At 72.3% G+C, this 11,497-nt stretch carries 11 protein-coding genes and 1 pseudogene; 9 read left to right on the top strand and 3 right to left on the bottom strand.

All coding sequences use genetic code 11. The features are described from left to right. The 3 genes and pseudogenes from IG62_RS42680 to IG62_RS0135970 all read left to right on the top strand — a co-directional run. Positions 1–1,385, top strand: a pseudogene (locus IG62_RS42680) (1-deoxy-D-xylulose-5-phosphate synthase N-terminal domain-containing protein); the annotation flags it as partial. Then, positions 1,382–2,764 (top strand): aspartate aminotransferase family protein, encoded by a 1,383-nt coding sequence (locus tag IG62_RS0135975; RefSeq protein ID WP_030813611.1) that lies wholly within the window; start codon positions 1,382–1,384, stop codon positions 2,762–2,764. The pseudogene IG62_RS42680 and the gene IG62_RS0135975, both read left to right, overlap by 4 nt. Positions 2,765–2,818: 54 nt before the next feature. Then, positions 2,819–3,949, top strand: a complete 1,131-nt coding sequence (locus IG62_RS0135970) for a serpin family protein (RefSeq protein WP_234326886.1) — start codon at positions 2,819–2,821, stop codon at positions 3,947–3,949. Positions 3,950–3,964: 15 nt separating this feature from the next. On the opposite strand, the gene IG62_RS0135965 is transcribed toward IG62_RS0135970, so the two are convergent. Beyond that, the gene (locus tag IG62_RS0135965; protein WP_030813604.1) at positions 3,965–4,774 is read right to left on the bottom strand and encodes a tyrosine-protein phosphatase; all 810 of its coding nucleotides are present in this window, start codon (positions 4,772–4,774) and stop codon (positions 3,965–3,967) included. A gap of 319 nt (positions 4,775–5,093) precedes the next feature. On the opposite strand from IG62_RS0135965, the gene IG62_RS0135960 reads away from it, so the two are divergent. Continuing rightward, positions 5,094–5,870 (top strand): GDSL-type esterase/lipase family protein, encoded by a 777-nt coding sequence (locus IG62_RS0135960; RefSeq protein ID WP_030813602.1) that lies wholly within the window; start codon positions 5,094–5,096, stop codon positions 5,868–5,870. Positions 5,871–5,912: 42 nt separating this feature from the next. Here IG62_RS0135960 and IG62_RS42675 read toward each other — a convergent pair whose 3' ends face one another. After that, complete coding sequence (locus tag IG62_RS42675; protein ID WP_234326885.1) at positions 5,913–6,377, bottom strand: ATP-binding protein; 465 nt, start codon at positions 6,375–6,377, stop codon at positions 5,913–5,915. Between the two features lie 136 nt (positions 6,378–6,513). On the opposite strand from IG62_RS42675, the gene IG62_RS0135950 reads away from it, so the two are divergent. From IG62_RS0135950 to IG62_RS0135940, 3 genes are read left to right on the top strand one after another with little or no spacing between them, the layout of a single operon-like run. Next, positions 6,514–7,380, top strand: a complete 867-nt coding sequence (locus tag IG62_RS0135950) for a helix-turn-helix domain-containing protein (RefSeq protein ID WP_030813598.1) — start codon at positions 6,514–6,516, stop codon at positions 7,378–7,380. Positions 7,381–7,387: 7 nt separating this feature from the next. After that, positions 7,388–7,669: a DUF397 domain-containing protein gene (locus tag IG62_RS0135945; protein ID WP_030415679.1), complete on the top strand. Its 282-nt coding sequence runs from the start codon at positions 7,388–7,390 to the stop codon at positions 7,667–7,669. Next, the gene (locus tag IG62_RS0135940; protein WP_030813594.1) at positions 7,666–8,571 is read left to right on the top strand and encodes an SAM-dependent methyltransferase; all 906 of its coding nucleotides are present in this window, start codon (positions 7,666–7,668) and stop codon (positions 8,569–8,571) included. Before IG62_RS0135945 ends, IG62_RS0135940 begins: the two co-directional genes overlap by 4 nt. Here IG62_RS0135940 and IG62_RS0135935 read toward each other — a convergent pair. Then, the gene (locus IG62_RS0135935; protein ID WP_030813591.1) at positions 8,544–9,521 is read right to left on the bottom strand and encodes a carbohydrate kinase family protein; all 978 of its coding nucleotides are present in this window, start codon (positions 9,519–9,521) and stop codon (positions 8,544–8,546) included. The two genes, IG62_RS0135940 and IG62_RS0135935, sit on opposite strands and share 28 nt — an antisense overlap. Before the next feature lie 298 nt (positions 9,522–9,819). On the opposite strand from IG62_RS0135935, the gene IG62_RS50340 reads away from it, so the two are divergent. Next, complete coding sequence (locus IG62_RS50340) at positions 9,820–10,197, top strand: GNAT family N-acetyltransferase (RefSeq protein WP_107053109.1); 378 nt, start codon at positions 9,820–9,822, stop codon at positions 10,195–10,197. A gap of 109 nt (positions 10,198–10,306) precedes the next feature. Next, positions 10,307–11,485 carry an MBL fold metallo-hydrolase gene (locus IG62_RS0135925; RefSeq protein WP_030813589.1) on the top strand — a complete coding sequence of 393 codons (1,179 nt, stop codon included), beginning with the start codon at positions 10,307–10,309 and terminating at the stop codon, positions 11,483–11,485. Positions 11,486–11,497 lie beyond the last annotated feature (12 nt).

Here is an 11,497-nt window from a genome sequence, read left to right as displayed (position 1 = left end):
GGCTACCCCTCGCGGGCGGAGTCGGCACACGACGTCATCGAGAACAGCCACGCCTCGACGGTCCTGGGCTGGGCGGACGGTCTGGCCAAGGCCAACCAGCTGCGCGGGAAGAAGGACCATGTCGTCGCGGTCATCGGCGACGGCGCGCTGACCGGCGGGATGGCCTGGGAGGCGCTGAACAACATCGCCGCCGCCAAGGACCGCCCGCTGATCATCGTCGTCAACGACAACGAGCGCTCCTACGCGCCGACCATCGGCGGGCTGGCCGACCACCTCGCCACCCTGCGCACCACCGACGGCTACGAGCGTTTCCTGGCCCGCGGCAAGGACCTGCTGGAGCGCACCCCGGTCGTCGGCAAACCGCTCTACGGCACGCTGCACGGCGCCAAGAAGGGCCTGAAGGACTTCATCGCCCCTCAGGGCATGTTCGAGGACCTGGGCCTGAAGTACCTCGGCCCGATCGACGGGCACGACATCACGGCCGTCGAATCGGCGCTGCGCCGCGCGTCCGGATTCCACGGCCCGGTCCTGGTGCACTGCCTGACCGAGAAGGGCCGCGGCTACCGGCCCGCCCTGGAGGACGAGGCCGACCACTTCCACACCGTCGGCGTGATGGACCCGCTGACGCGGGCCTGGCCACCGGCGGCCTCCACCCGGTCTTCGCGGTCTACGCCACCTTCCTCAACCGCGCCTTCGACCAGATCCTGATGGACGTCGCACTGCACGAGTGCGGCGTCACCTTCGTCCTGGACCGGGCCGGCGTCACCGGCACCGACGGCGCCTCGCACAACGGCATGTGGGACATGTCGGTGCTCGGCGTCGTCCCCGGCCTGCGGATCGCCGCCCCGCGCGACGCCGACCAGCTCCGCGCCCAGCTGCGCGAGGCCCTCGACGTGGACGACGCCCCGACCGTGCTGCGCTTCCCCAAGGAATCGGTGGACGACCCGATCCCGGCCGTGGACCGGATCGGCGGGGTGGACGTCCTGTACCGGGCACCGCACCCGGACGTCCTCCTGGTCGCGGTCGGCGTGATGGCACCGGTCTGCCTGCGGGTCGCCGAGCTGCTCGCGGCGCGCGGCGTGGACGCGACGGTCATCGACCCGCGCTGGGTCAAGCCGGTCGACCCGGCCGTCCCCGAACTCGCCGCCGACCACGCGCTGGTGGCCGTGGTCGAGGACAACAGCCGCACCGGCGGCGTCGGCTGGGCGGTCGGCCAGGCGCTGCGGGACGCGGACGTCGACGTACCGCTGCGCACCTTCGGCATCCCCGAGCAGTTCCTGCCGCACGCCAAGCGGGCCGAGCTGCTGGCCGACCTGGGCCTGACCCCGGCCGAGATCGCCGGCCGGATCAGCGCCGCGCTGGCCCGTAAGGAGAGCGTCTCATGACCGGATTCGACCTGACGCGGCTGCTCGCGGAGCGCGGCGGCGAGCGGTACGACCTGCACACCCGCCATCTGAACCACCAGCTGCCGCGGATGCTGCACACCATCGGCTTCGACAAGGTCTACGAGCGGGCCGAGGGCGCGTACTTCTGGGACACCGAAGGCCAGGACTACCTCGACATGCTCGCCGGCTTCGGGGTGATGGGCCTGGGCCGGCACCACCCCGTCGTACGGAAGGCGCTGCACGACGTCCTCGACGCCCAGCTGCCCGACCTCACCCGCTTCGACTGCCAGCCACTGCCCGGCCTGCTCGCCGAGAAGCTGCTCGGCCACGCCCCCCACCTCGACCGGGTCTTCTTCGGCAACAGCGGCACCGAGGCCGTCGAGACCGCGCTGAAATTCGCGCGGTACGCGACCGGGAAGCCGCGGATCCTGTACTGCACCCACGCCTTCCACGGCCTGACGACCGGCTCCCTCTCCGTCAACGGCGAGGACGGCTTCCGCGACGGCTTCGCGCCGCTGCTGCCCGACACCGCCGTGCCGCTCGGTGATCTCGACGCGCTGGCAGGGGAGTTGGCGAAGGGCGACGTCGCCGCGCTGATCGTCGAACCGATCCAGGGCAAGGGCGTCCACGAGACGCCGCCCGGATATCTGCGGGCCGCGCAGGACCTCCTGCACCGGCACAAGGCGCTGCTCATCGCCGACGAGGTGCAGACCGGCCTCGGCCGCACCGGTGACTTCTTCGCCTACCAGCACGAGGACGGCGTCGCACCGGACCTGGTGTGCGTGGCCAAGGCGCTGTCCGGCGGCTACGTCCCGGTCGGCGCGACCCTCGGCAAGGACTGGATCTTCAAAAAGGTCTACTCGTCCATGGACCGTGTCCTGGTGCACTCCGCCAGCTTCGGCTCCAACGCCCAGGCGATGGCGGCCGGTCTGGCGGTCCTCGCGGTGATGGAGGACGAGCAGATCGTCGCGCACGCCCGGCACACCGGCGATCTGCTCCGCGGCCGGCTCGCCGAGCTGATCCCGAAGTACGAGCTGCTGCACGACGTACGGGGCCGCGGCCTGATGATCGGCATCGAGTTCGGCCGGCCCACCTCGCTCGGGCTGCGCGGCCGCTGGACGATGCTGCAGGCGGCCCGCAAGGGGCTGTTCGCGCAGATGGTCGTGGTGCCGTTGCTGCAGCGGCACCGCATCCTCACCCAGGTCTCCGGCGACCACCTGGAGGTCATTAAGCTGATCCCGCCGCTGATCATCGGCGAGCGGGAGGTGGACCGGTTCCTCGGCGCCTTCACCGCCGTCATGGACGACGCCCACGGCGGCGGCAACCTGATGTGGGACTTCGGGCGGACGCTGGTCAAACAGGCGGTCGCCCACCGCTGACAGCCCTGGGGGGACGCGATGCCGGCCGAGACGACGGTGCGGTCCGTGAACGGCATGACGGCGCGCTGGGCGCGCAAGGCGGTGGGACAGGCCGGCACGGTCCTCACCGCCGCCGGTGTCTGGCCGCTGCTCGCGCTGCTCGCGGGCCCCTCGGCGGGCCCGGCCCGTACGGAGCTGGCCGAGGCGCTCGGCACCGACGCGGAGCGGGCGCCGGCCGAGGGCCGGTCGTTGCTCGCGGCGCTGGACGCGGCCGACGGCGTGGGTGCCGCGGCCGCGCTGTGGGCCCGGCGCACGCTGGCGCTGCGCCCCGAGTGGCGGGACGGGCTGGCGCCGGGCACGCTCGGCGAGCTGACCGGCGCCGCGGCGGCGGACCAGGAGGCGCTGGACGCCTGGGCGCGGCGCCACACCGACGGGATGGTCGAGCGGATGCCGGTCGAGGTCACCCCCGACCTGCTGCTCGTCCTGGCCAGTGCGCTGCTGGTGCGGACGACTTGGACGGAACCCTTCGGGGAGTACCCGCTGCGGCTCACCGAAGGCCCCTGGGCGGGGCGCGAGGTGACCGCGCTGAGCCGCTCCACGGCGGAGGACACGCAGGTCCGGGTGCACGCAACCCCGGCCGGCCCGCTGACCGCCGTACGCGTCGAGGGCGACAACGGCCTGGACGTCCATCTGCTGCTCGGCGGGCCCGGGGTGCCGGGCGGCGAGGTGCTGGGGCACGGCGCCGAGGCGCTGGCCGGGCGGTACCCGGCGGTGTCCGGTGCCGCGCTGACCGACGGCGCCGGGCCGGGGCTGCGGGTGACGACGGTGCCGAGCCACGACGGGGTGCCGCGGCTGGACCTCACGACCGTGCGGTTCACCGTCGACGCCGCACATGACCTGCTCAAGCGGCCGGAGCTGTTCGGGCTGACCGCCGCGGCGGACACCTCCCGCGGGCACTTCCCGGGCATCAGCGACCACCCGCTCGCGGTGTCGGCCGCCCGGCAGCAGGCCACCGCGACCTTCGGCGCGCTCGGCTTCCGTGCGGCGGCCGTCACGGTCATGCCGGTCGCCGCGGGATCCGTGCCGCCGCCCCCGCCGTACCGCGCGCCGCGGCTCACGGTCCGCATGGACCGGCCCTTCGGGTTCCTCGCCGTGCACCGGGCGTCGGGGCTGGTGCTGACGGCGGGCTGGGTCGCCGAACCCTAGGGGCGCGCGGTCCGGTCAGTCGGTGAGCAGCGCCTCGCGCAGCCGCTCGCGGGTCTCGGGGGCCAGCTTCAGACCCTCGGACAGGTACTTCTCCGTCGAGCCCCAGGTCCGCTCGATCGCGTCGTAGGCGGCCGCGAGGTAGTCGGTGTGCGCGCCGAAGAGCGGCGAGAGCAGCTCCATGACCTCCTGCGACATCCCGACCGCGGAGTTGTCGGAGCGGCGGATCTTGTAGCGGCGGTGCGGGTCGTTGGACTTCAGGTAGTCGGCCTCGATGGCGTCCCGCTCCACCCCGACCGCCAGCAGGGTCACGGCCACGGACAGGCCGGCCCGGTCCTTGCCCGCCGCACAGTGCATCAGCGCGGGGACGCTGTCCTCGGCGAGCGCGTGCAGCACCCGGCTGTGGTCCTCGGTGCGGGTGGTGATGATGTGCCGGTAGGTGGCGGCCATCCGGGCCGCGGCCTTGCCGTCGCCGAGCGCGGTGCGCAGCTGCTCCAGCTCGCCGTCGCGGACCATCGTCCAGAACTCGGCGCCGTCGGCCGGGTCGGTCAGCGGGATGTTCACGTTGCGCACACCGGGGAGCGTGACGTCGGGGCCCTCCAGCTTGATGTCCGAGGCATTGCGGAAGTCGAAGACGGTGTGCAGCCCGAGGCCGGCCAGGAACGCGGTGTCCTCCGCCGTGGCGTGGGCGAGGTGTCCGCTGCGGAACAGTCTGCCCTCCCGTACGCGACGCCCGTCCACGGTCGGCAGCCCGCCCACATCGCGGAAGTTGCGGACCTCCGCGAGCTCCGGCTGGGCCTGCGGGACCTGCGGCGTCTGCTGCGTCACGGGCGCTCCTCTGGGTCGTTCGCCGACGCTGCTCGTCGACGAGGCGGGGCAGTCCCGACGATACGACATTGATGCAATAGGAAATCAGGCCGCAATCGGAGCGCCGCAGGGCGCGAGGAAGCGCTCGAGAAGCAACCCATGACCAATTCTTATTCCAACTTGAGCAGAATTTGACCTGGTGGTATTAATCACGCCTCGTCAACCCCTGGTTACGGTGGCGTAGGTCACTTCTCAAGGTGAAGTATGTCCTGACGTGGCAGACGATTCGAAGAACATCAGCAGCGGCGCCACGAGCGCTGCAGATGAGTCGAAAGACTTCATCACGGGCGCCACAGGTGCCATCGGGTCGTACGCAGCCGTCGGGGACAGCTTCACAGAGGGGGTCGGGGATCCCGGCCCTGACGGGGTGTACATCGGTTGGGCGGACCGGCTCGCGGTCCTGCTCTCGGACCAGCAGGCGGAGGGGGACTTCCGCTACGCCAACCTCGCCGTCAGGGGGCGGCTGCTGGACCAGATCGTCGAGGAACAGGTACCGCGGGCCAAGGAGCTGGCCCCCGACCTGGTGACGTTCTGCGCCGGCGGTAACGACATCCTCCGGCCGGGCTCCGACCCGGACGCGGTCGCCGAGCGCTACGAGGCGGCGGTGGCCGATCTGCGCGCCTCGGTCGGCACGGTCCTGCTCTGCACCGGCTTCGACACCCGCGGGGTCCCGGTGCTCGGTCTCCTGCGCGGGAAGATCGCCACCTATACGGCGCACGTCCGGGCCATCGCGGACCGGCACGGCTGCCCGGTGCTCGATCTGTGGTCGCTGAAGTCCGTACAGGACCGGCGGGCCTGGAGCGAGGACCGGCTGCACCTGTCGGCCGACGGCCACACCCGCGTGGCGCTGCGCGCCGCCCAGGTGCTCGGTCTGCCGGTGCCGGCCGACCCGGACCAGCCCTGGCCGCCGGAGGCCGAGCGGTCGCCGGCCGAGGCGCGGCGGAACAACATCCACTGGGCGCGGGAACACCTCGTGCCGTGGATCGGGCGCCGGCTGCGTGGCGAGTCCTCCGGCGACCACGTCGAGCCCAAGCGGCCCGATCTGCTGCCGCTCTGAACCATTGACGAAGGCCCCGTCCGCCGACGGCGGAACGGGGCCTCAGTGCGCCGGAGCGCTGGAATACGGCAGGTCCGCCCAGACCACACGGCCCTGACCGCTGTCGTCCGGGCGCGAGCCCCAGCCGTCGGAGAGCGCGCCGACCAGGAACAGCCCCCGGCCGCACTCCTGGTCCGGACTGCCCGGCTGGACCTGCGGCGCCGAACCTCCGGGGTCGCCCTCGTCCGTGATCTCTATGCGTATGTGCGCGCCGATGAGGGCGATTTCACAGCCGACCTTCTCGCTGCCGGTGTGCCGCACGGCATTGGTGAACAGCTCGGAGACCACCAACTCCACGTCGTCGCGGACTTGTTGAGCCGCGCCCCACTCGGCGAGCAGCGTCTGGACGCGTCTGCGCGCCTCGGGGACGGACGTGCGTCGCGCCGGCAAGTGGAACGCGTCCTGCGGGTGCTGGGCGACGAAGCCGCCGCAGCGCCCTAACGAGGGAGCGTTGTTGGAGGAAGCCACGCCGTAACTATGTGCGATGTTGGTCACCGATGGCAAGGATCACTCTGCAATTTGCAGAATCGTCAGTGCAGTCTGTTCGTCCTGATGACGGCATGACACACTGCTGAACACTGAAGTCAGTTGGAGGCGATCGGACGTGGCGGACCCACGGTCGGCAGGCGCACCGACCGTCCTGCGGGTGGTGCTCGGCAAGCGACTGCAGGACCTGCGCGAGAAGGCGGGACTCTCCTACGAGCAGGCCGCGGCGGCGCTCGACGTGACCCACGCCACGGTCCGGCGGATGGAGAAGGCCGAGGTCGGCCTCAAACTCCCCTACGTCGAGAAGCTGTTGGCGACCTACGGCGTCACCGACGAGGAGGAGATCGAGGGCTTCCTGAGCCTGGCCCGCGAGGCCAACAAGCCCGGCTGGTGGCACCGCTTCCGGGACGTCCTCCCCGAGTGGTTCAGTGCCTTCGTCAGCCTGGAGGGCGAGGCCAACCTCATCCGCGCCTACCAACCGCACTACGTCCCCGGACTGCTGCAGACCGAGGACTACGCCACCGCCGTGCTCCGTGCCGGGATGCCGCACGCCTCCGGCGCGGAGATCGACCGCATCGTCGCCCTGCGCAGGGAACGGCAGTCCCTGCTGACCCGCGACAACGCGCCGATGCTCTGGGTGGTCATGGACGAGACCGTCCTGCGGCGCCCGATCGGCGGGCCGAAGGTGATGCGCGACCAGATCACCCGGCTCATGGAGGCCACCGCGCTGCCGAACGTCCGGCTGCAGGTGATGCCCTTCGCCGCCGGCCCGCACCCCGCCATGTACGGACCCTTCCACATCTTCCGTTTCCCGATCCCGGAACTCCCGGACATCGCCTATACGGAAAGCCTCGTCGGAGCCGTGTACTTCGACCAGCGCAACGACGTTTCGCAGTACCTGGAGGCCCTGGACCGGATGTGTGCGCAGGCCGCGCCGGCACACACCACCGAGGCCATTCTGGGTGGCTTTCGCAAGGAGATCTGAACCCCCCATGGATCGCATACGCATCTACAACGGCATGCCCGCCAAAGAACTGGGCACAGAGGGCTGGCACAAACCGTGGAGCGGCGGAAACGGCGGCGAGTGCGTCGAGGCCATGCGGCTGGGGGACGGCCGGATCGCCCTGCGCCAGTCCACCGACCCGGACGGCCCGGCGCTGATCTACACCCACCGCGAAATGGTCAGCTTCATCGAGGGCGCCAAGGCCGGCCACGCCGACTTCCTGCTCACCGCGGCACCGGCCGGCCGGTGCACCGAGCGGAGGACGGCATGAGCGGGCAACAACTCCCGCCGGACAGCCGGGACTTCGAGGTTCCGGACTTCGGGCCGTACGCCCCCGGCCCCGAGCACACCGGCTTCACCGCCGAGGAGATCGACACCGGCCGGCCGCACCCGGCCCGGATGTACGACTACTACCTCGGCGGCTGGGACAACTACGAGGTCGACCGGGTGGCCGCCGAGCGCGTCATCGAGGTCCACCCCCAGGTACGGCTCAGCGCCCGCGCCAACCGCGCCTTCCTGCGGCGCGCGGTGCGCACCGTCGTCGCCGCCGGCGTCCGCCAGCTCATCGACCTCGGCACCGGCATCCCGACCTCCCCCAACACCCACGAGGTGGCCCGCGAGGCCGCCCCCGACTGCCGGGTCGTCTACGTCGACAACGACCCGATCGTCGCCACCCACGCCGGGGCCCGGCTCACCAACGCGGCGCAGACCGGCTTCGTGCTCGGCGACGTCCGCGATCCCGAGGCGGTCCTGGACCATCCCGTGGTCCGTGAGCTGATCGACTTCGACGAACCCGTGGCGCTGCTGCTCGTCGCCGTCCTGCACTTCCTCCGGGACGCCGAGGACCCGGCCGGCGTGATCGCCACCCTCGCCGAGGCGCTGCCCGCCGGCAGCCACCTCGTCCTGTCGCACGCCACCGGCGAACCTTACGAGGGCTACCCGGGCGGCCGTACCGACGAGGTCGCCCGGGCAGGCGTGGAGGACGTCTACAAGAGCGCCACCGCCAGCCTCAACCTGCGGTCCAAGGCCGGCATCGAGCCGCTCTTCGGGCCGTTCACCCTCCTTGACCCGGGCCTGGTCCGGGTCCCGCTGTGGCGGCCGGACGGACCGGTGCCCGACGCCGAGGAACTGAACAACACCGTCTTCTACGGCGGGGTCGGCCGCAAGGACTGACCGGCCGGCTCGGCCGGGGTCGCGGGCTCGGGGACGACACCGCGCAGGCCCTCCGGCCCGATGAGGGCGGTGTGGGTGCCCGGCGAGGTGCACGCGTACGCCCCCGCGACCGCGCCCAGGCGTGCGCAGTCCTCCAGCTGCCGGCCCGCCAGCCGGCCGTGCAGGAAGCCGCAGACGAAGGCGTCGCCGGCGCCGTTGCTGTCCACGACGGGGCCCGGCGGCACCGCGGCCGGCACCGGCCGCGGGGTCCGGTCGTCGGGCGTGAGCAGGTAGGCGCCGCCCGCGCCGGCCGTCGCCACGACCGCCTGGGCCCGCCCCTGCCGCAGGATCTCCCGCATCACCTGCCCGATCCGCTCGCCCGCCCCCGCCGTGCTCAGGAACACCAGGTCCGAGCGGAAGGCGAACTCCCGGTGGTGGTCCGTCAGACCGTCCCAGTCGTGCAGATCGGTGGAGACCGGGAGGCCGAGCGCCTCGATGTCGTCGTAGAGGAAGCGGGCGAAGTGGGTGATGGACAGATGCACGTGCCGGGCCCGGCGCAGCACCGGCAGATAGTGCTCCGGAGGCATCCGCAGGTCGAGCGGGTCACGCCCGTCGTAGAAGGACATCCGTCGGCCGTCGGGGGCGACGAGGTTGACCGCGCGCCGGGTGCCGTGCGGTGAGATCAGCGGACGGAAGTCCACACCGGTGCCGGCCAGCCGCTCGCGGACCAGGGCCCCGGGAGGGTCGTCGCCGATGAAGTCCACGAATCCGGTGGTCAGTCTGAGCGCCGCGCAGCCCAGCGCGACGCCGGTGCCGGTATGGCCGGCCCATTCCCTGATGGGCGCGACCGGGTGGGAATCGGCGGGCGGTACGGGCAGCGCGCCGACCGGCACGATGGTGTCCACCCCCGACCCGCCCACCACGAGTACGTCATATGCGTCATACGGCTCGGATACCTGCTGGAATGTCACAAGCGTCCCTGCATCCCTTGCTGGTGAGACGAATCCCTTGCTGGTGAGACCGTTTGCGGACAGGTGCGTCCGCTGGCGGGAGTCTAGACGCAGCCCCGCCCGAAATCGGGATGTCAGGGACGGCGGTGGCAGGAGGGGGGAAACGACGCGCAAGACGCCCCGCCGGTGCACCGTGACCGGTGCGGAGCGGGTGCTGACGGGGCCTCGGCGCCCGTGTGGACGGGGGCGACCCGGGCCATCCTGGCCGGCGTCCGCGTGACACAGGCCATCGAGACCGGGCGGCCCTGGTACTCCCACAGTGGACAGCGGCCGCCCGCGATCCGCTCGTCGAGCGCACGCGCGCCGCGCGGCGGCGGGACCCCCGATCTCGGCGGCGAAGGCACCGGGCCGAGCGCCGTTCACCCCGGCAGGCCGGGACCGCTCACGTGCCAGTACGCCGGCCGGCGCGGCAGCCGCGTCGTCACCACCCGAGCTGCGCGGACGCGGTTTCGCCGGGGCGGTCACCGCAGCGGTGTCGGTCGCTGCACGGGCCTTCGGGGCCCGGGAGGTGGTGTTGTTCGCCGATCTCTCCAACGCCACCGGTAATGCGCTCTACCGGAGAGTCGGGTACCGGGCGGTGGAGGATCATGTCGTACGGGAATTCGACGCCGCGGAGGTGGCCGGTCACGGAATGTGAGGGGCGGCCCCGGCGTTGAGGTGGAGGCGCGAAGGGGGCCGGGGCACCGGCGGAACCCACCGGTCCCGTGGCCCGTTCACTTCGCGACCGCCCCGACCATGGAGGTGCCGTGCCCGGTTCCCGATCCCGCCGTACCCGACTGTCCGCGCTGCGTCCCGCGAGCTTCGGCGCGCGGCCCACGGGCGAGCGGCTGGCCCGGATACGCAGGTCGCCGCAGTTCGTGGACGGCCAGTTCCGCAACCCGGTGCAGACCCGGCAGCTGCTCGACGGCTCGGCGCTGCCGATGGCGCGCACCCAGCTGAACCGCGAGGGGCGGCTGCGCCGGGCCCCGGTCGGCCGGATTCCGGTGCACCGCACGACCGCCGCGGACCTGCGGGTTCCGCCCGCGTCCGGGCTGCGGCTGACGTGGCTGGGGCATTCGACCGTACTGGCGGAGATCGACGGCCGGCGGGTGCTCTTCGACCCGGTGTGGGGGGAGCGCTGTTCGCCGTTCACCTGGGCGGGCCCGAAGCGGATGCACCCGATGCCCGTCGAGCCGGCCGAGCTGGACCCGGTCGACGCCGTGGTGATCTCCCACGACCACTACGACCACCTCGACATGCCCACGATCCAGCGGCTGATCCGCACCGGCGCGGTCTTCGTCGTCCCGCTGGGCGTCGGCGCCGACCTGGAATTCTGGGGCGTGCCCGCGGAGCGGATCACCGAGCTGGACTGGCACGAGGCCACCCGCGTCGGCGAGCTCACCCTCACCGCCACCCCGGCCCAGCACTTCTGCGGCCGCGGCCTGCGCGGTCCGCAGCACACCCTCTGGGCCTCCTGGGTCGTCGCCGGCCCCGCACACCGCATCTTCCACAGCGGCGACACCGGCTACTTCCCCGGCTTCGCGGAGATCGGCGCGGCGCACGGCCCGTTCGACGCGACGATGATCCAGATCGGCGCCTACAGCGAGTTCTGGCCGGACATCCACATGGACCCCGCCCAGGGCGTCCGGTCCCATCTGGACCTCCAGGGCGGCGCACCGACCGGCGTCATGCTGCCGATCCACTGGGGCACCTTCAACCTCGCCCCGCACCCGTGGGCCGAGCCGGCCGAATGGACGCTGAGCGCCGGCCGGAAGGCCGGGGTGACCACCGTCCACCCCAGACCGGGCGAGCCGTTCGAGCCGGCCGATCCGCCGGCCGGCTATCCCTGGTGGCGGGCGATCGCGGTGCCGCCGGTCCACGGCTGGCCGGCCTGGCCGCCGGTGGCGCCCCCGGCCGTGGAGGCCGATCTCGCGGCGGACCGCTGAGCGGGCGGTCTG

Origin of the sequence: Streptomyces sp. NRRL S-337, assembly GCF_000720175.1 — a bacterium.
In the GTDB taxonomy this organism is placed as follows: Bacteria; Actinomycetota; Actinomycetes; order Streptomycetales; family Streptomycetaceae; genus Streptomyces; species Streptomyces siderophoricus.
Note: the sequence above shows the minus strand (reverse complement) of the source record. Positions and strands in the feature narration are given on the sequence as shown.